Consider the following 17,115-nt stretch of genomic DNA (forward strand, 5'->3'; position numbering starts at 1 on the left):
CAAATAATTAAATTTGTTTATCTCACTATGTGATAATATAAAAAGACCTAGGCATTCGTGCTTGGGTCTTTTGTCTATTTGAATATCACTTTTTTGAATAAGGAACTCAAAATGAAAAAATGGTTAGTTGTTATTATTATCGCTGTGATCGCCGGATTTACGCTGATGACCGGCTACAATGGCTTGGTGAAAGCGGAAGAAGAGATTGATTCGGTATGGGCGAATGTAGAATCCAGTTATCAACGTCGTGCAGATCTTATTCCAAATTTAGTGAATACGGTCAAAGGTCAAGCGAATTTTGAAAAAGAGACATTGACACAAGTGATTGAAGCGCGCTCCAAAGCGACGCAAACAAAAATCGATCCGGCAAATATGACGGAAACCCAATTGGTTGAATTCCAACAAAATCAAAATTCCGTTGGTTCCGCCTTATCTCGTTTATTGGTCACAGTGGAAAAATATCCGGAATTAAAAGCACACGAAGGTTTCATAAATCTTCAAGCACAACTTGAAGGCACAGAAAACCGTATCAATGTTGCGCGCAATAAGTTTAATGATGCCGCTCGTATTTATAATCAAAAAGTGCGTACTTTCCCAACCAAATTGGCAGCTCTGATTTTTGGTTTTAAAGATAAACCTTATTTCAAATCTGCAGCCGGTGCAGAGAATGCGCCTGTGGTGAATTTTAACTAAAGTGCGATCAAATATGCCTTTATTTTCACGAATTCCATTTAATAAAGCACAAATTGAGGTGGCAATCAGTCGCCTTGAGCAACAAACGTCAGCGGAATTACGCGTTTATATTGAACGCCATCTCTCACATGAGGAGAAATATTCTTCCCTCAATCGCGCGTTGCAGGTTTTTAACGAACTAAAAATGGATACCACTAAAGCGCGTAATGGCGTATTGATTTATATTGCATTCAAAGATCATCAGTGCGCCATTATTGGCGATCAAGGTATTCACCGGTACGTCGGCGAAGGTTTTTGGCGTGAGCAATGTGATTTGATGATGGCCTATTTCAAACGAGCTGATTATACCGCCGGTATTGTTGAGGTTATTGAGCAAATTGGTGAGGAGTTAACGAAATATTTCCCAATTCAAGCGGATGACATGAACGAATTGGAAAATGAGGTGATTATCAATGACTAAAATATTAAAGAGTGCGGTCATTTTTTTCGCACTTTTTTTCAGTTCGCTCCTGATGGCGGTTTCTTTTCCCGCTTCGCCAACGCCGTTTCAGTATGTTAATGATTATACTCGTACATTAACCGGCAATGAAAAGCAGCAATTAGAAAATAAATTAATTGCCTATTCAAAAGAAACCAGCTCGCAGATTGCGGTTGTGTTGATTCCTTCTACGGAAGAATATGACATTTCGCAATATGCCTTTGAACTCGGGGATAAATGGGGGATTGGGCGCAAGCAGTTAAATAATGGTGTGTTGATGCTGGTAGCGGTCAATGATCGAAAAATTTTTATTGCTACCGGTCAAGGGCTGGAAGGCGAATTGCCGGATGCTTTTTTATCGCAAATTATTCGTCAAGTAATCACGCCACAATTTAAACAAAATCACTATGCACAAGGTATTAGCCACGGATTAGATTACATTATTGCTGCCAGCAAAGGCGAATTTGATCCTTACCAACAGGAAGAAAATGACTGGGGAAGTTATATTCCTTTTGTCATGGTTTGCTTGTTTGTATTTTTTGTAATTTTCGGTGAACTGAGTTGGCGTAAAAAACCTTATATTAGCCCGAGCAATCGCCATCAAATGGAAAATTTAATTCGTCAATCCAGCTTATCTCGTCGTGGCCGCAGTGGCTTTGGGGGATTCGGTGGCGGATTTGGTGACGGAGCTGGCGGTAGTGGCTTTGGTGGCGGTGGCTTTGGTGGCGGTGGCGCCGGCGGAAGTTGGTAATAGTTGATATTTAAAGTAGGTTATTTATCGTTTCTTTTGGTTATGATACAATGCACCTATTTTGTTATTCAAACAGTTAAGGATGATTATGGAAACTTTAGATAAAATTAAAAACAAATTAGTGAAAATCCGATTCTTCTTTATATGAAAGGTTCGCCGAAATTTCCTTCTTGCGGATTTTCAGCACGGGCAGTAGAAGCACTTATCAACTGCAATGTACCTTTTGGTTATGTGGATATTTTGCAATATCCGGATATTCGTGCGGAGTTGCCGAGGTATGCGAATTGGCCGACATTCCCACAATTATGGGTAGAGGGTGAATTAGTTGGAGGCTGCGACATTGTGCTTGAAATGTTTCAGCAAGGTGAATTGCAAACCTTACTATCTGAAGTGGCTGCAAGACATCCGCAAAACTAAATTCGGCGACACAAGTAAGCGCAAATCCTACTTGCAACCGAATTGAAAATCCTATAGAATTCGTGCGTTGTGCTGTAAAATGGCGCGAAAAAAATTATGGTCTTCTGCTAATGCAGTTTGATTGTCTGAAAAGTAATAAGAGGAATAAATTATTAAAACCGTAAAAAAAGCACCGGCTGTAAATCGCCCGAATCGTATCAATGATGAAATTCGAGTGAAAGAAATTCGTTTGATTGACCAAGAGGGTAAACAGGCGGGCATTGTAAGTATTCAGGAAGCTTTAGAAAAAGCGGAATCACTGGAATTAGATCTTGTTGAAATTAGCCCTAATGCCGAGCCACCGGTGTGTCGTATCATGAATTACGGTAAATTCCTCTATGAAAAAGGAAAAGCGGCAAAAGAGCAGAAGAAAAAGCAGAAAGTTGTACAAGTGAAGGAAATTAAATTCCGTCCGGGTACAGACGAGGGCGACTATCAGGTAAAACTACGCAGCCTGATTCGCTTTTTAGAAGATGGGGATAAAGCCAAAATTACCGTTCGTTTCCGCGGACGCGAAATGGCTCACCAAGATATCGGTTTGGACGTGTTGGAGCGTGTTAAAAATGATCTTGCCGAGATTTCTGTTGTGGAATCCGCTCCGGGTAAACTGGAAGGTCGACAAGCTGTTATGGTACTTGCCCCTAAAAAGAAATAATTAGTGCATTTCAAGTAACAAAAGTGCGGTGAGAATAGTTGTATTTTTGACCGCACTTTTATTCGCCTAATTATTGGTTATTAACTTAAACAATGCGGAGTTTATAAAACAATGCCTAAAATTAAAACAGTACGTGGTGCTGCGAAGCGTTTCAAGAAAACCGCTTCCGGCGGTTTCAAACGTAAACAATCTCACTTACGTCATATTTTAACTAAGAAAACCACTAAACGTAAACGTCATCTACGTCATAAATCTATGGTTGCGAAAGCTGACCAAGTTTTAGTTGTAGCGTGCTTGCCATATGCATAAGCACAGCGTACGTTAAGTTAATTTTTAGTTCATTAAATAGACATAGGAGATTAGATAATGGCTCGTGTAAAACGTGGTGTTATTGCAAGAGCACGCCATAAGAAAGTTCTTAAGGCTGCTAAAGGTTATTATGGTGCGCGTTCACGTGTTTATCGCGTTGCGTTCCAAGCTGTAATTAAAGCTGGTCAATATGCTTACCGTGACCGTCGTCAACGTAAACGTCAATTCCGTCAATTATGGATTGCTCGTATTAACGCAGCGGCTCGTCAAAACGGTTTGTCTTACAGCAAATTCATCAATGGCTTGAAAAAAGCTTCTGTTGAAATCGATCGTAAGATTTTAGCTGATATTGCAGTATTCGACAAAGTTGCTTTTGCTGCTTTAGTTGAAAAAGCAAAATCTGTACTTTAATTTTTTAAAGTTTAGATAAATTAGGACACCGCTTGGTGTCCTTTTTTAGCTTCTTATTTTAAGATTTCATAGCAAGGTTCATAGGCATCGCCACCCGGCAATTTCATCCGGTGTTGCTCGATAAAGTCTTGCAGTACACGATCGACTTTTTCCATTAATTCCGGATCGCCTTGTAATTGGAATTTACCCAATTCTTCTATTTCATCTTGGGTTTCAGGTTTGATATTTCCCGCGACAATACCGGAGAAAACCCGACGTAAATTCGCCGCGAGAGACACTTTTGATTGATTTAAATGCAAATCCAATTCCGTCATATTTTGATGGGTTGGGATAAATGGTATTTGAAATTCCGGATCGATTTTTAATGACCAGTTAAACCCGTAAGAATTCCCTTTTTCATAGCGTGTTTCGCGAATGACTTGCATTGCTGATTTCACGCGGCGCGCCACTTTAACCGGATTATCAATGATAATCTCATATAACGCTTGCGCTTCTTCGCCCAAGGTTTCACCGATAAACCGATCAATAGTTGCAAAATAATCAGCACTTTCTTTTGGACCGGTCAAAATAAGAGGTAACGTTTGTGCTTTATTTTGCGGGTTAAGTTTGATTCCTAAAATATAAAGTAATTCTTCAAATGTTCCCGGTCCACCCGGGAAAATCACGATAGCATGTCCCATGCGCACAAAGGCTTCCAACCGTTTTTCAATATCCGGCATGATGATAAGCTCATTCACAATCGGGTTTGGCGGTTCGGAGGCAATAATAGAGGGTTCGGTAATTCCGATAAAGCGGCTATTTTTATAACGTTGATTGGCATGACCGACAGCGGCGCCTTTCATTGGCGCTTCCATGACGCCGGGGCCGCAGCCGGTAATAATATTGAGTTCACGCAAGCCTAATTCTAGCCCGACTGCACGACAATATTGGTATTCAATTTGGTTGATGGAATGCCCGCCCCAGCACACTACAAGATTTGGATGTTCGCCTACAATCAGCGCTTTGGCATTACGTAAAATCGCAAATACTTGGTTGGTGATATGTTTGCTGTCTTGAATATCGCAGGGATTAATACGCTGGTTGAGTACGTTGACAAATAAAATATCACGCAACACAGCAAACAAATGATATTGAATGTTAGCAATCATTCTATCATCCACAAACGCAGTTTGTGGCGGATTGTGTAGCTCTAATGCTACGCCACGTTCTCGCGCAAGCAAATTAATATCAAAATCAGGATATTGATTTAACAATGCGCGACTATCATCCGTTACCGCGCCGGAATTGAGTACCGCTAAAGAACAATTGCGATATAACGTATATAATTTCGACCGCGCTTTTTTCGCCAATTGTTCCACTTCCAAATGCGAAAGTTGATCCATGCTTCCTTTTGGATTGACATAGTGAATATGACTCATAAAGACTCCTTATTGACGAGCTAAACGTTGATTTAACGGAATTGGCTCAAAATTGGAACGAAACGGATTAATATCCAACCCGCCGCGCCGCGTATAACGCGCATAGACGGTGAGTTTTTCCGGTTTGGCAAATTGCATCAAATCACAAAAAATTCGCTCGACGCATTGTTCGTGAAACTCATTATGCTGTCGATAAGAAATAAGATAGCGCAATAATTTTTCACGATCAATTTGTTTTCCTACGTAATGAATTTGTACACTGCCCCAATCAGGTTGCTGTGTGATAAGGCAATTGGATTTCAATAAATGGCTGACCAGTACTTCATCCACCGGATTTTCGCCGGTACAATGTTGCAATAATTGCGGATTAAATTGGTAATCGACGATTTCAATATTCTGTTCATCAATGCAATCGCCGACAAAAGAGGCGATCGGTGTGCAGTGATAATTCGCTAAAGAATTTAACCGCACTTTGACCTCTCCTTGCGCGCATTGTTGTAAATCTTGCTGCAAAATGTGGCAAACTTCGTCGAATGAGATAAATTTGCTTTGGTTGAAACTATTGAGGTAAAGTTTAAAACTTTTCGATTCAATCAAATTTAGGCTGGCACAATCAATTTCCACATCAGCAATTGCCACTTGCGGCACGCCTTTGGTATTCAGCCACGAAATCTCATAGGCCGTCCAAATATCCGCGCCAATGGTAAAAGGTTGCTGTGCAGTAATACCTAAACTGTCGCGATTTAACGAACGCGGTACGGGTTGCAATAAAGTGCGGTCATAATTTTCCGCATATTTTGTTTGTTTTCCGAGGGGTAATGATTGCAAACTTTGGTCATAATAATGCATGGGCTTTCCTTAATATTTAACTTTTATCGTATCTTTGATGAGATGCCAAAAATATTCGGCATGGTTATTTAAACGTGTATTCATTCTATAAATATAAGCATTAATCGGTATAACTAAGTCATGTTGGTCAAGTATTTTTAATTGACCTCGTTTTATTTCTTCCGAGATAGAATATTCCGGTAACCATGCAATTCCTTGTTTACTCAACGTAATATTTTTTAGTAATTCCGACATAGAAGAAAGAAAAATTGTTTTTGTTTTTAAAATGTTACAATTAGCTAATTTTCGATTAACTAATCTTCCCATATAAGAATTTGGCGTGTAGTTTAACAAAGGAATATTTTCCATTTTTAAATTAAACACAGGGTTTCCGAATTCATCTACCGCAGAAACAGGATAAATTTTACGTTTTTAATATTTCAATTGATTGAAATGGTTCTTGCATTAAAAGTTCATCATAAAAAGAAAAAATAAAATCACTTTTCCCTTCTATTAACGTGGTAACAGTTTGATCCACATCAATTGCTTCAACTGCATAGATGAGTTCTCCATGAGAAGAGGATGACTTAATAATATGAGGCAGAATAGATAGCGATAAAGAATGTGCTGCAGCTACTTTTATATTAGGTAATCCGTGGCTTTGTCTAAGCAATTCATCTAAGTTTGCTTGTAGCTGTTGTAATAGATTTCTTGTTTGAGCATGAAATAATCGTCCTTCTTCCGTTAGCTGCAATGGTATAATCGAACGGTTAAATAATTTTACCCCTAAACTTTCTTCTAATGCCGATATTCTTCGACTAAAGGCGGATTGAGATAGGTTTCTTATTTCAGCAGCTTGTGAAAAATTTCTACATTCTTCTAATGTAATAAAATCTTCCAGCCATTTTGTTTCTATATTTTTCATTGTTTCCTTTTTATGCAAATTTTGCATACCATTTTCATAAATCGTATTATTAAAAATAATTACAACTTTATAGTTAATTGATTTTATTATTAATTTTAAATTAGTCGTGGAGGCAAGGCACACAGGGGATAGGAAAAAAAAAAAAAAACAAGAGCATTTTTTATCTATTTCTGTTTTTTCATAGCCTCACTATTTATTGCATTTCATTTTTTTCATATCCATTGATAAAACCTTTATGTGTCTGACAAGTATGGAGAAATTATTTATGAAAAATGTTATTGGTATTTTAGGGGGAATGGGCCCTGCAGCAACTGCTGATATGTTTCAAAAATTTATTCAATTGACTCCTGCCAAAAAGGATCAAGATCATATTCCCTTACTTATTTCATCAATTCCGGATATTCCCGATCGTAGCGCTTCAATTTTAAGTAATGGAGAAAATCCAAAACCGTTCATGGAAAAATATGTGAAAGGGTTACAGGTGGCGGGGGCAACGTGCATCATTATTGCTTGTAATACTGCACATTATTGGTTTTCAGATTTAAAGAAACGAACCAATATTGAGATGCTCAGTATGATTGATGCGGTCGTTGACGCTGTACTTAATACAAGAATGCAACGGATAGGCTTACTTGCAACTGATGCAACATTAGCGACTAACCTTTATAAAAATAAATTAGAAGAACATGGATTGACATTTATTAGACCGACAATACAGGGACAAAAAAAAGTTATGGAAAGTATTTATTCTTTAAAAGGAGGGAATTTAAAACTTGCCACAGAATTGATGTTAGCACAACGGGATGAATTAATTAAACAAGGGGCAGAATTAATTATTTTAGGATGCACTGAAGTGCCGATAGTTTTAGCTGATGAACTAAAGAACAATCCTAATTTATATATTGATTCAACACAAGTTTTAGTGCAGGCAGCGATTGATTGGTACAACACTCATTAGGTTTTCATTTTGAAATAGGAGGCATATTATGATTTGGGTGGAAAGTTTGATTGTTCTGATATGTATTTTTTTAGGTATTCGAACAGGCGGTATAGGCATTGGATTATTTGGCGGAGTAGGACTCTTTTTTCTTACATTAGTATTGGGATTGCCGGTCGGTAGTATTCCCATTGATGTAATATTAATTATTATGACAGTCGTATTAGCTGCAGCTACTTTGCAGGCAAGCGGAGGAATGGCATTATTAATTCAATATGCTGCAAAATTAATGCGTAAAAATCCTAAATATATTAATTTTATTGCGCCTGCTGTTACGTGGTTAATGACGATTGTAACAGGTACTGGGTTTGTTGTATTTTCTACATTACCTATTATTGCGGAGGTTGCAAGAGAATCAGGAGTTCGTCCATCCAGAGCGCTTGCCGGTTCTGTCGTAGCATCACAATTTGCGGTTGCGGGTTCTCCTATTAGTGCTGCAATGGCTGCAATGTTAGCGACAATGGAAGGAAATGGTGTGACATTTCTACAGGTAATGGCAGTTTGTTTACCTGCTTCTTTTGTAGCTTCAATGATTGCTGCATTTGTATCTTCAAAACAAGGTTGTGAATTGCAAGATGACAAAGTTTACCTTCAACGCTTGCAAGATGGATTAGTTTCAAAAGAGGCGACCAAAATGGCAGAAATTTCTCCTTCTGCTAAGTATTCAGTATTATTCTTCTTACTATCCGTTTTGGTTATTGTATTACTTGCCGCATTTCCGGATCTACGACCTATATATCAAGATGGAAAAACAATAAGTACAAGAAATATTATTATAGTATGCATGCTTAGTGCATCTTGCTTAATGATGTTGTGCGGTAAAATTACACCGGATTCTATTACCACAAGTTCCATATTTCGTTCAGGAATGACATCAATTGCAATTATTCTTGGTATCGTTACCTTGGGAACAACTTTTGTTGACGCGCATTTAGTTGGTATTAAAGCGGTTGCGGGGGATATATTGACCCAATATCCAATGCTATTGGCTGCGGTATTGTTTTTTACTTGTGCATTATTATATTCACAAGGATCAACTGCGCCACTGATTATTCCATTAGCGGTTGGTTTAGCTGTTCCTCATTGGGCAATTTTAGCATCATTTATTGCTGTAACGGGAATCTTTCTTTTGCCAACATACCCAACATCACTTGCCGCGATGGAAATTGATACGACGGGTTCAACCAGAGCTGGGAAATATTTAGTGGATCATCCCTTTATGTTACCGGCAACCTTAGGCATTATTAGCGCGTTGATTTTTGGGTTCGTGTGGGCGCCAATGATTGTATAATTTATTACTTTATTAAGTCATTTTCTCATTAGAGGAAATGACTTAATTCTTATAACCAATTCCAAGATAAATTCGATATGAGGCGACAATGATCGCATTTAAAATAAAACAGATCAAATAGCGGCTCTGTGAGTTTCCATTCCTGTTGGCAATTTGGGCAGTGGCGTTGTTGTTCTGTGGTTAAACTTTCGCCGCCAACGCGGTAAAGATAGTAATAGGTCGGTATGCCGGTGTGGTGTTCGATATCTTGTGCTAAATAACGTCCGTGTTTGGTGAGGGTGCTATCGATAGCGGAAATTTGTTGTAAGGCGTGCTGTTCAAGTGCTGATCCGTTCATTTGCAATTGATCACAGGCTTGCCAATTTTCTTGCCATTTGATCACATCCATACTTAAATGCGGTGCTTTTTTTAGGGATTGATATAACGGAATTGGCGCAAAATCGTCGCCGCTGTGTAACGGAGAGCAAGAATGCAAATGGGTGGTATAAAGTAATTGCCATCGGGGAGTTTTCTGACAAGTGGAGTCGGAATTGAGATCGTCGGCAACCACTTGAAAATTATCGAAAAAAATCCCCGCACTTTTTGCTTTTTCCAAAGCGCGATCAACTTCTATATTATTTAATTCCGGTAATAAACTGTGTTGTTGCGGACAAATGACGCGAGCGGCAAAACCGAGTTGTTTTTCTTGTTCTGCAAGATAAAGCGGAATTTCTCTGCCGATAATTTGTCCGTTATAGCGCCATTGATCGATAATTTGATTGATCAGATAGCGTCCTTGTTCAAGCGCGCAATCGGTATGATAGCGAAAAAATACGTCGATAATATACATAGGATACTATTTGCTGTTAATCATAGAGTGGATAAACATAGCCAAATTTCATAAAATATACAAATAGTTTATGGGGAATGTCCGATAATTTAGGAATTTTTATGAAAGAGCAAACAAAATTGCATTTAGCGGCGTTGCAAAAGGTGATGCAAGAATTGGAATTATGGCAAACCATGCCGCCGGTAGAGTCAGCATTTTTAAGTAACGAGCCTTTTTCTATGGATACCATGAGCGCAAGTGAATGGTTACAATGGGTGTTTATTCCTCGAATGTATGCTTTATTGGAAAGCGATTTACCGTTGCCGGCGAAGATTGCCATTGTGCCTTATATTGAAGAAGCACTGAAAGAATTGGACGATTTACCGCGCCTTTTGCAGCCGCTCAGTGAAATTGAAAAAATTTGTCAGCAGCAATAATGTTACTGGATATTCTTTATCAAGACGAGCATCTTGTGGCGGTCAATAAGCCGGCGGGTATGTTGGTGCATCGCAGTTGGCTGGATTCAGGCGAGAGGCAATTTGTCATGCAAACTTTGCGCGATCAGTTGGGGCAGTTGGTTTATCCCATTCACCGTCTGGATCGCCCGACTTCCGGTGTATTGTTGTTTGCCTTGAATAGCGAATGTGCGAATTTGCTTTGTCGGCAATTTGAGCAAAAATCGGTAGAAAAATCTTATTTGGCGGTGGTGCGCGGCTATGTTCATGGTGCGGCGCAGATTGATTATCCGCTGAAAATTCAATTGGATAAAATTGCTGATAAATTTTCTCGTCAAGACAAAGCGCCTCAAGAAGCGCTGACCGATTATGTCGGATTGGATACCGCAGAAATGCCTTATGCGGTAGGACGTTATCAAACTAGTCGTTATTCCTTGATCAGATTAATTCCCCGGACAGGACGTAAACACCAATTGCGTCGCCATATGAAGCATATTTTTCATCCGATTTTAGGCGATACACAATATGGCGATTTGCATCAAAATCGCGCCTTAACCGAGCATATTGGCGTCAATCGCTTGATGTTGCATTGTGAAAAATTGACTATTTTTCATCCGGTTACGCTGCAACGCCTTGAAATTGTTGCGCCACTTGACCAACAATGGCAGCAATTATTAGCACGTTTTGGCTGGTCAATAAAATCCATCCAAAATTGACCGCCCTTTTAGGGAAAGAAAAACGATTTAGCATTTCGTTGAACTTAAGGTAGAATAAGGCACAAATCTCTTTATTGTGAGGATATATGGCATATACTACGTTTTCTCAAGCTAAAAATGATCAATTAAAAGAACCCATGTTCTTTGGACAAAATGTGAACGTCGCTCGTTATGATCAACAAAAATACGAAACCTTTGAAAAATTAATCGAAAAACAATTATCTTTTTTCTGGCGTCCGGAAGAAGTGGACGTGTCGCAAGATCGCATTGATTATCAGGCTTTGCCGGAACATGAAAAACATATTTTTATCAGTAATTTAAAATATCAAACGTTGTTGGATTCCATCCAAGGTCGCAGCCCAAATGTGGCGTTATTACCTCTGGTTTCTATTCCGGAATTGGAAACTTGGATTGAAACTTGGACATTTTCTGAAACGATCCATTCGCGTTCTTATACTCATATTATCCGCAATATTGTTAACGATCCTTCTGTAGTATTTGATGATATTGTGACCAATAAAGAAATCATTAAACGGGCGCGCGATATTTCTGCTTATTATGATGATTTAATTCGCGACAGCCAGTTATACGGATTGTATGGCGAAGGCACTTATACGGTGGATGGCAAAGAATGCGTGGTGACCTTACGTCATTTAAAAAAACAATTGTATTTATGTTTGATGAGCGTCAATGCGTTAGAAGCAATTCGTTTCTATGTGTCTTTTGCGTGTTCTTTTGCGTTTGCCGAGCGCCGATTAATGGAAGGGAATGCTAAAATCATCAAATTTATTGCCCGTGATGAATCTTTACATTTAACCGGTACACAGCATATTTTGAACATTATGGCTGCCGGACAAGATGATCCGGAAATGGCGGAAATTGCGGAAGAATGTAAACAAGAAGCCTATGAGTTATTTGTCGCGGCGGCTGAACAAGAAAAAGAATGGGCAGATTATTTGTTTAAAGACGGTTCTATGATTGGTTTAAATCGCGATATTTTGGTGCAATATGTTGAATATATTACCAATATTCGGATGCAAGCGGTGGGATTACCGTTACCGTTCCAGACGCGTTCCAATCCGATTCCGTGGATTAATGCTTGGCTTGTGTCTGATAATGTACAGGTGGCACCGCAAGAAGTGGAAGTCAGTTCCTATTTGGTGGGGCAAATTGATTCGAAAGTGGATACCAATGATTTCGGCGATTTTGATTTGTAATTTCGGAATACAATGGGAAAAGTGCGGTCATTTTAACCGCACTTTTTTTGTGCTATTTTTCTTTTTTATACTTCATTGGCAGTAAGTGAGGTTATCTTCGGATGGTGATAAAATATACTATGAAGTTGTGGCAGAATTTGGTAAATCAAGTTGAGTTGTTGCACCGGAATACTGAATTCGGTTTGTGTGCAATTGATCACTTGATCATCACTTAACTGCTTGAGCGATAGTTCTATGTTGAGCAGGAGCTTGTTAAATATCTTCGGTGTGAGACTGTCGATATGTTCCAGCACATAAATCATTTTTTTCGCAATAGGATAGAATTCCGCCAGAAAACTGATGGTTTGTGTGGTGCGTTTGAGGTTTTTGCGGTAGGCACCAAGGGCTGAAATATAACTAAGCAGAGAATAGTTAATTTTTAACAGCTCAAATCCTTCCTGTAAATGGGCTTTGTATTTTTGTGGTTCACTGCTCATGTCGGCAAGTGTTGTACTCAGTGTGGCGGCGCAGTCGTGGGCGTTGCGACGGGCAATGCGATATTTCAAGAGATCGCCTTTGCCGAATTGCAATTGACTGATGACGTAAAGCAAATATTTCGCATCACTTTTTATTGCTTGGCGGATTACTTTATCCAATTGTAAATAACGCCAATCCGGCCATAAATAAGAGACGGCAAACCAGGCGATCAAGGCGCCGATAAGAGTATCCAGTAGGCGCGAGAAAGTTGCGGTGTGAATATCAAATCCCATTACGTTAAAACTGATTAAAACTTGTAATGTGATGAAAAAGGTGGAGTAACTGTAATTGTTACTGCGGAAAAAGAAAAATAGGGTACTGGTGACTACAATTAATCCCAGTTGCAACGCTAAAGTCGGTTGAATATAAGGCAGTAGGGAACCGATAATGACGCCGAGTATGGTGCCAATAATGCGCTGTTTTAAGCGTTTTTTGGTGGCGGAATAGTTGGGCTGACAGACAAAAATGGCAGTTAATAATATCCAATAGCCACGATCCAATTGGAAATACTCAACAATAATACAGCTGATAAATACCACAATGGAAAGTCGTATTGCATGGCGGAACAATTGGGAATTGAAATTGAGGTGGCTATGAATAGCCAGCCAAATATTTTTTAAACCGGTAATTTGTTCATTATGAATTTTGGCTTTTTCCGAATTTTCTTCTTGTACCGATTGTGCTTGTTCCAGATGGCGCAATTGCCAATCTACACCTTGTAAATTATCAATTAAAGTTTTCAATGCAAATAAACGCTTGTCATTGGCATCTGAATAATTTTTGGCATGAATTTCAAGGGATTGATTGATACCGAGAATGGCTTTTTCTAAGCGTACATTGTAATTATAAGTTTTATTTTGGCGTAAACTTTGCGCCACATCACGACAGGCTTGCGCTTGCAGCTCAAGTAAGCGCTGAATACGGAAAATCAGATCGCTGTTTTTAAGCTGTTGCGCTAATTCAAAGTAATTGAAATAGCTGGAATTTACGCGCTCGTGAATATCTTGTGCCGAAAAGTAAAATTTAAGCATTTTGGTGGTTCGGGCATGGCGATTTTGCCCCCGAATTCGATAAAACAAGGCAGTTCGACAAGCATTAAAGGCGTCGATTAACGTACTGTTTTTCATGGCAAGGATGACTTGCTTGTTTGCTAGTTGCTCAATATCGTCAGGATCGAAAAATGCGGCTTTAGCTTCCAGATATTCAGCAAGCGCGACAAAGGATTTTGCCATATTTTCCTGTACCGGACGGTTAGGGAAAAACAAATAAACGATAACGGTAATACTGCTGTAGAGCAAGGTTCCGCATAGAATGAGAAGCGGATTGAGATACCATAGGGTGTCGGGGAGATAGGTTAAGGTGGTATAGACCGCGACCACTAGCGTACCGAATGAAATGGTTCTATAACGCAGTCCTACTGCACCGACGAGGGTAAATACAAAGGTTATCACTGTCATTAACAGGGTAAATTCCAGCCCTTTGCCTAAGGTTAATTGGACGCAAAGGGAGGAAATAGAAAAGGCGATTAGGGTATAAAAAATATTTTTTAAACGCCCGGTAAGACGATTATCAAGATCTACCAAGCCGCCGGCAATGATACCTAACACTAATGGCATACTCTGTTGCGAGATGCCTAATACCCAAACTGTTATTGCGGCAAGGTTTACCGCGATAAAAATAGGAATTGCCGCAATAACTTTCGCATTGAACCAATTATTCATATTAATGATCGTAAAATTGTTGTTGTGCCGCTCGTTGACGAGCTAGTTGAGCTAATTCTTTGGAGACGACACGTTGTCCAACCGGAAATAAGGAAATACCGGCGAGTTTAAAATTGGCTAAACCGACGGGAATGCCGATAATGGTGATACATTGCGAAATACCGGCGATAATATGGAAAATGCACAACCACCAACCGAATAAAATAAACCAAACCACGTTAAATACGCTACCTAATGTATTTAATGTAGCGCTTTTCGGTTCAAGATATTTCACATGAATAATATCATTGCCAAAAGGCACAAATGACATTTTGGTGATTTCCCAGCAGCTTCGGCTGTAAGGCAGAGTGACGATCAGGACGGCGCTGACGATTGTCGCTAAAAACCAACCTAGCGTAGTGGCAAATCCGCCGAGAATAAAATTTAAAATGTTTAAAATCAGAGCCATAGGTGGTCCTATTTAATCCGAGCTTGTAAATAACCTTGATAATCAGGAATGCGAATATCAATAGATTGATTAAAATGAGGCGAGCTAATGAGAAAATCTGCTGTTGCCATATTCATTGCTACCGGAATATTCCAAACCGTAGCAATTCGCATTAAGGCTTTCACATCAGGATCATGAGGTACCGCATTCATTGGATCCCAGAAGAAAATCAGCAAATCAATTTTATTTTCCGCGATTAATCCGCCTAATTGCTGATCACCACCCATTGGACCGCTTAATAGATTGGCAATTTTCAGCTGCGTTTCTTGCCGGATTAGATTACCGGTGGTTCCGGTAGCGTATAACGTATGTTGGCTTAGTAAAGTGCGGTTGTTTCTACACCAATTTATGAGATCTTGTTTGCAGTGATCATGTGCGACAAGAGCAATGCTTTTATGCGGGGATAGAGTTCTGGTGATGGTTTGCATAATTCCTCCTCAAATAAAAAAGTGAGCAATTTAAGCTCACTTTTTATTATAGCAAAACGAAACCGGCAATCATCAATTATTTCAATTTTTTAGCCCAGTCTAAGAAACGCGCTTGAGTTTCTTTATCCGCTTGTTGGAACCAATATTGCAATTGTTGTTCAGCCACATTTTCACCTTGTACGATGACTTTTCCTTTATTTGCTTTGGTTGCGAAACCGGCTACCGCAGCAGGAACCGCAGTCGTCGCTAATGAAGAAACCGAGGCGGCTGCGCCGGAGGTATTATAATCAGATAAGGTGTTTACAAGATTAACACCCGGCAAAAAACCTTCCTGTGCCAAGGTATCTTGTTTGGTCGCAATTTCACGACCGGAAACGGTTTTTACTGAAATTGTTGGATTTTTTTTGAAATTTTTTGCGTCACGCTCGTCTTCAATACGCGGTGCAGAAATCACCACATCTTCTTGGGAACCTTGGAAAGAGATAATAATTGGAGCAGATTCGAATAATTCGCGGTCGGAGCCTGCACGGATAATTTCACTCACTCTCACTACAACTTGGTGCATTTGTGAATCGTTTACATTGAAAGAATTGGTTGATTTTAAAAGAGAAGTTGCCGGTTTTTTTCCATCAATCGCTAAAAATTCAATATTAGTTGAACTGGTTACAACACCTGCAAAGCTGGCTGTACTCATTAATAGGGCGGTAGTCGCCAATGCAGCAGAACGGAATTTCATAATTGCTCCTTTATCTAGATACAATCTTTACAAATAATTAAATGGGTTTATTCTCAAAGGAATGATTGCTATCCTATTCCAATTCAAAGAGAATGAAAATAGAAAAGTGCATTTTCTTTAAAAAATTTTTTAAATTTAGCAATAAATTGAAGGATAATGTGGGTGATGATGTTAAAAAAACATTTTTTGATCTATGGTCGGGTACAGGGCGTCGGTTTTCGTTATTTTACGTGGAAACAAGCCAATGAATTAGCGTTATGTGGCATGGTTCGAAATCGACAAGACGGTAGCGTCGAAGTGATTGCCATGGGAGAGGATTCACAAATAGATGCCTTATATCATTGGCTACAGCAGGGACCAAAAACCGCCGATGTCAAACAGGTCATTATGCAAGATTATGTTGGACAAGCGGTTTTTGATGATTTTTCTGTGCAACGCTAAAGATTGATGAAGATTAAGCGGCTTAAAGGCATTTTGCCGGTTTCGGTAGTCCCGCGAGTTTGGTGGCTTGTTTTGCCGGACCTTCAGGAAAAAGACGTTGCAGATAACGACTATTGCCTTTTTCCGCTCCTAATTTTTCTGCCAGCGATTTTACTAACATCCGAATGGCGGGAGAGGTGTGGTATTCTTGGTAGAACTGGCGCACGAAATAAATCACTTCCCAATGCGCCTCGGTTAGCACAATATTTTCTTGCTGCGCAATAGCTTTTGCCACATCTTCATTCCACAGCGACATATCTGCCAAATAACCGGTTGCGTCGGTTTCAAGCGTTATATTATTAACGATTAACATAAAAAACAATACCCTCCGATCAAAAA

General features: G+C 39.4%; 22 protein-coding genes and 1 pseudogene. 13 read left to right on the forward strand and 10 right to left on the reverse strand.

Annotation, left to right across the window (positions count from 1 at the left end; genetic code table 11):
- Window positions 1-111 precede the first annotated feature (111 nt).
- The 7 genes and pseudogenes from CFY87_RS10525 (at window position 112) to rplT (ending at window position 3,753) form a co-directional block, all read left to right on the forward strand.
- Window positions 112-693: a LemA family protein gene (locus CFY87_RS10525; protein ID WP_094947575.1), complete on the forward strand. Its 582-nt coding sequence runs from the start codon at window positions 112-114 to the stop codon at window positions 691-693.
- A 13-nt stretch (window positions 694-706) separates the two neighbouring features.
- Window positions 707-1,153 (forward strand): TPM domain-containing protein, encoded by a 447-nt coding sequence (locus CFY87_RS10530; protein ID WP_094947578.1) that lies wholly within the window; start codon window positions 707-709, stop codon window positions 1,151-1,153.
- On the forward strand, window positions 1,146-1,922 hold the full coding sequence (locus tag CFY87_RS10535) for a TPM domain-containing protein (protein WP_094947581.1): 777 nt from the start codon (window positions 1,146-1,148) through the stop codon (window positions 1,920-1,922). The genes CFY87_RS10530 and CFY87_RS10535 overlap by 8 nt, the downstream gene beginning before the upstream one ends.
- 88 nt (window positions 1,923-2,010) lie before the next feature.
- A pseudogene (grxD, locus tag CFY87_RS10540) lies at window positions 2,011-2,339 on the forward strand (Grx4 family monothiol glutaredoxin).
- A gap of 196 nt (window positions 2,340-2,535) precedes the next feature.
- On the forward strand, window positions 2,536-3,033 hold the full coding sequence (gene infC / locus CFY87_RS10545; protein WP_425320780.1) for a translation initiation factor IF-3: 498 nt from the start codon (window positions 2,536-2,538) through the stop codon (window positions 3,031-3,033).
- Between the two features lie 111 nt (window positions 3,034-3,144).
- Complete coding sequence (gene rpmI, locus CFY87_RS10550) at window positions 3,145-3,342, forward strand: 50S ribosomal protein L35 (protein ID WP_005596065.1); 198 nt, start codon at window positions 3,145-3,147, stop codon at window positions 3,340-3,342.
- Window positions 3,343-3,399: 57 nt separating this feature from the next.
- Entirely contained in the window at window positions 3,400-3,753 is a 354-nt protein-coding gene (rplT, locus tag CFY87_RS10555) for a 50S ribosomal protein L20 (protein ID WP_094947587.1), read from the forward strand.
- A 53-nt stretch (window positions 3,754-3,806) separates the two neighbouring features.
- Here rplT and ppnN read toward each other — a convergent pair whose 3' ends face one another.
- Genes ppnN through CFY87_RS12365 form a run of 4 tightly spaced genes read right to left on the reverse strand, consistent with a single transcriptional unit; the run spans window position 3,807 to window position 6,924 of the window.
- On the reverse strand, window positions 3,807-5,171 hold the full coding sequence (gene ppnN / locus CFY87_RS10560; protein WP_094947590.1) for a nucleotide 5'-monophosphate nucleosidase PpnN: 1,365 nt from the start codon (window positions 5,169-5,171) through the stop codon (window positions 3,807-3,809).
- A gap of 9 nt (window positions 5,172-5,180) precedes the next feature.
- Window positions 5,181-6,020 (reverse strand): NADPH-dependent 7-cyano-7-deazaguanine reductase QueF, encoded by an 840-nt coding sequence (gene queF, locus CFY87_RS10565; RefSeq protein WP_094947593.1) that lies wholly within the window; start codon window positions 6,018-6,020, stop codon window positions 5,181-5,183.
- A 9-nt stretch (window positions 6,021-6,029) separates the two neighbouring features.
- On the reverse strand, window positions 6,030-6,383 hold the full coding sequence (locus CFY87_RS12360; RefSeq protein WP_236757420.1) for a LysR substrate-binding domain-containing protein: 354 nt from the start codon (window positions 6,381-6,383) through the stop codon (window positions 6,030-6,032).
- Between the two features lie 40 nt (window positions 6,384-6,423).
- Entirely contained in the window at window positions 6,424-6,924 is a 501-nt protein-coding gene (locus CFY87_RS12365; RefSeq protein ID WP_236757421.1) for a LysR family transcriptional regulator, read from the reverse strand.
- A 265-nt stretch (window positions 6,925-7,189) separates the two neighbouring features.
- Between CFY87_RS12365 and cuyB the strand changes: the two genes are divergently transcribed.
- Together cuyB and CFY87_RS10580 are read left to right on the forward strand one after the other, a co-directional pair.
- Window positions 7,190-7,882, forward strand: coding sequence for a cysteate racemase (cuyB, locus tag CFY87_RS10575; RefSeq protein ID WP_094947596.1), 693 nt, complete (start codon window positions 7,190-7,192; stop codon window positions 7,880-7,882).
- 28 nt (window positions 7,883-7,910) lie between these two features.
- On the forward strand, window positions 7,911-9,212 hold the full coding sequence (locus tag CFY87_RS10580) for an anaerobic C4-dicarboxylate transporter (RefSeq protein WP_094947598.1): 1,302 nt from the start codon (window positions 7,911-7,913) through the stop codon (window positions 9,210-9,212).
- A gap of 49 nt (window positions 9,213-9,261) precedes the next feature.
- Here CFY87_RS10580 and CFY87_RS10585 read toward each other — a convergent pair whose 3' ends face one another.
- Entirely contained in the window at window positions 9,262-10,041 is a 780-nt protein-coding gene (locus tag CFY87_RS10585; protein ID WP_094947600.1) for a Zn-ribbon-containing protein, read from the reverse strand.
- Between the two features lie 101 nt (window positions 10,042-10,142).
- On the opposite strand from CFY87_RS10585, the gene CFY87_RS10590 reads away from it, so the two are divergent.
- The 3 genes from CFY87_RS10590 (at window position 10,143) to nrdB (ending at window position 12,408) form a co-directional block, all read left to right on the forward strand.
- Window positions 10,143-10,457, forward strand: coding sequence for a YqcC family protein (locus CFY87_RS10590; protein WP_094947603.1), 315 nt, complete (start codon window positions 10,143-10,145; stop codon window positions 10,455-10,457).
- Window positions 10,457-11,191, forward strand: a complete 735-nt coding sequence (gene truC, locus CFY87_RS10595; RefSeq protein ID WP_094947606.1) for a tRNA pseudouridine(65) synthase TruC — start codon at window positions 10,457-10,459, stop codon at window positions 11,189-11,191. Before CFY87_RS10590 ends, truC begins: the two co-directional genes overlap by 1 nt.
- An 86-nt stretch (window positions 11,192-11,277) precedes the next feature.
- Complete coding sequence (gene nrdB, locus CFY87_RS10600) at window positions 11,278-12,408, forward strand: class Ia ribonucleoside-diphosphate reductase subunit beta (RefSeq protein WP_094947609.1); 1,131 nt, start codon at window positions 11,278-11,280, stop codon at window positions 12,406-12,408.
- A gap of 65 nt (window positions 12,409-12,473) precedes the next feature.
- Here the strand turns inward: nrdB and yccS are convergent, their stop codons facing one another.
- From yccS to CFY87_RS10620, 4 genes are all read right to left on the reverse strand, one after another.
- Window positions 12,474-14,645, reverse strand: a complete 2,172-nt coding sequence (gene yccS, locus CFY87_RS10605) for a YccS family putative transporter (RefSeq protein ID WP_094947611.1) — start codon at window positions 14,643-14,645, stop codon at window positions 12,474-12,476.
- A 1-nt stretch (window position 14,646) separates the two neighbouring features.
- On the reverse strand, window positions 14,647-15,093 hold the full coding sequence (locus tag CFY87_RS10610; RefSeq protein ID WP_094947614.1) for a YccF domain-containing protein: 447 nt from the start codon (window positions 15,091-15,093) through the stop codon (window positions 14,647-14,649).
- Window positions 15,094-15,101: 8 nt separating this feature from the next.
- Window positions 15,102-15,560, reverse strand: coding sequence for a methylglyoxal synthase (mgsA, locus tag CFY87_RS10615; RefSeq protein ID WP_094947621.1), 459 nt, complete (start codon window positions 15,558-15,560; stop codon window positions 15,102-15,104).
- A 76-nt stretch (window positions 15,561-15,636) separates the two neighbouring features.
- The gene (locus CFY87_RS10620; RefSeq protein WP_094947624.1) at window positions 15,637-16,296 is read right to left on the reverse strand and encodes a curli polymerization inhibitor CsgI-related protein; all 660 of its coding nucleotides are present in this window, start codon (window positions 16,294-16,296) and stop codon (window positions 15,637-15,639) included.
- A 168-nt stretch (window positions 16,297-16,464) separates the two neighbouring features.
- Here CFY87_RS10620 and CFY87_RS10625 point away from each other — a divergent pair, with 168 nt between their 5' ends.
- Window positions 16,465-16,737 carry an acylphosphatase gene (locus tag CFY87_RS10625; RefSeq protein ID WP_094947733.1) on the forward strand — a complete coding sequence of 91 codons (273 nt, stop codon included), beginning with the start codon at window positions 16,465-16,467 and terminating at the stop codon, window positions 16,735-16,737.
- A gap of 22 nt (window positions 16,738-16,759) precedes the next feature.
- Here the strand turns inward: CFY87_RS10625 and CFY87_RS10630 are convergent, their stop codons facing one another.
- A complete protein-coding gene (locus CFY87_RS10630; RefSeq protein ID WP_094947628.1) occupies window positions 16,760-17,089 on the reverse strand; it encodes a TusE/DsrC/DsvC family sulfur relay protein in 330 nt (109 codons plus the stop codon).
- Between the last annotated feature and the right edge of the window lie 26 nt (window positions 17,090-17,115).

Origin of the sequence: Actinobacillus seminis (assembly GCF_002263215.1) — a bacterium.
Classification (GTDB): domain Bacteria; phylum Pseudomonadota; class Gammaproteobacteria; order Enterobacterales; family Pasteurellaceae; genus Actinobacillus_B; species Actinobacillus_B seminis.

Excerpts from the sequence above, each read along its gene's own strand:
- truC (WP_094947606.1), top strand. The coding sequence starts at position 10,457 with ATGTTACTGGATATTCTTTATCAAGACGAGCATCTTGTGGCGGTCAAT.
- rpmI (WP_005596065.1), top strand. The coding sequence starts at position 3,145 with ATGCCTAAAATTAAAACAGTACGTGGTGCTGCGAAGCGTTTCAAGAAA.
- rplT (WP_094947587.1), top strand. The coding sequence starts at position 3,400 with ATGGCTCGTGTAAAACGTGGTGTTATTGCAAGAGCACGCCATAAGAAA.
- cuyB (WP_094947596.1), top strand. The coding sequence starts at position 7,190 with ATGAAAAATGTTATTGGTATTTTAGGGGGAATGGGCCCTGCAGCAACT.
- CFY87_RS10525 (WP_094947575.1), top strand. The coding sequence starts at position 112 with ATGAAAAAATGGTTAGTTGTTATTATTATCGCTGTGATCGCCGGATTT.
- CFY87_RS10590 (WP_094947603.1), top strand. The coding sequence starts at position 10,143 with ATGAAAGAGCAAACAAAATTGCATTTAGCGGCGTTGCAAAAGGTGATG.
- mgsA (WP_094947621.1), bottom strand. The coding sequence starts at position 15,560 with ATGCAAACCATCACCAGAACTCTATCCCCGCATAAAAGCATTGCTCTT.
- CFY87_RS10530 (WP_094947578.1), top strand. The coding sequence starts at position 707 with ATGCCTTTATTTTCACGAATTCCATTTAATAAAGCACAAATTGAGGTG.
- CFY87_RS10610 (WP_094947614.1), bottom strand. The coding sequence starts at position 15,093 with ATGGCTCTGATTTTAAACATTTTAAATTTTATTCTCGGCGGATTTGCC.
- CFY87_RS12365 (WP_236757421.1), bottom strand. The coding sequence starts at position 6,924 with ATGAAAAATATAGAAACAAAATGGCTGGAAGATTTTATTACATTAGAA.
- nrdB (WP_094947609.1), top strand. The coding sequence starts at position 11,278 with ATGGCATATACTACGTTTTCTCAAGCTAAAAATGATCAATTAAAAGAA.
- CFY87_RS10535 (WP_094947581.1), top strand. The coding sequence starts at position 1,146 with ATGACTAAAATATTAAAGAGTGCGGTCATTTTTTTCGCACTTTTTTTC.
- ppnN (WP_094947590.1), bottom strand. The coding sequence starts at position 5,171 with ATGAGTCATATTCACTATGTCAATCCAAAAGGAAGCATGGATCAACTT.
- yccS (WP_094947611.1), bottom strand. The coding sequence starts at position 14,645 with ATGAATAATTGGTTCAATGCGAAAGTTATTGCGGCAATTCCTATTTTT.
- queF (WP_094947593.1), bottom strand. The coding sequence starts at position 6,020 with ATGCATTATTATGACCAAAGTTTGCAATCATTACCCCTCGGAAAACAA.
- CFY87_RS10625 (WP_094947733.1), top strand. The coding sequence starts at position 16,465 with ATGTTAAAAAAACATTTTTTGATCTATGGTCGGGTACAGGGCGTCGGT.
- CFY87_RS10630 (WP_094947628.1), bottom strand. The coding sequence starts at position 17,089 with ATGTTAATCGTTAATAATATAACGCTTGAAACCGACGCAACCGGTTAT.
- CFY87_RS10620 (WP_094947624.1), bottom strand. The coding sequence starts at position 16,296 with ATGAAATTCCGTTCTGCTGCATTGGCGACTACCGCCCTATTAATGAGT.
- CFY87_RS10585 (WP_094947600.1), bottom strand. The coding sequence starts at position 10,041 with ATGTATATTATCGACGTATTTTTTCGCTATCATACCGATTGCGCGCTT.
- CFY87_RS10580 (WP_094947598.1), top strand. The coding sequence starts at position 7,911 with ATGATTTGGGTGGAAAGTTTGATTGTTCTGATATGTATTTTTTTAGGT.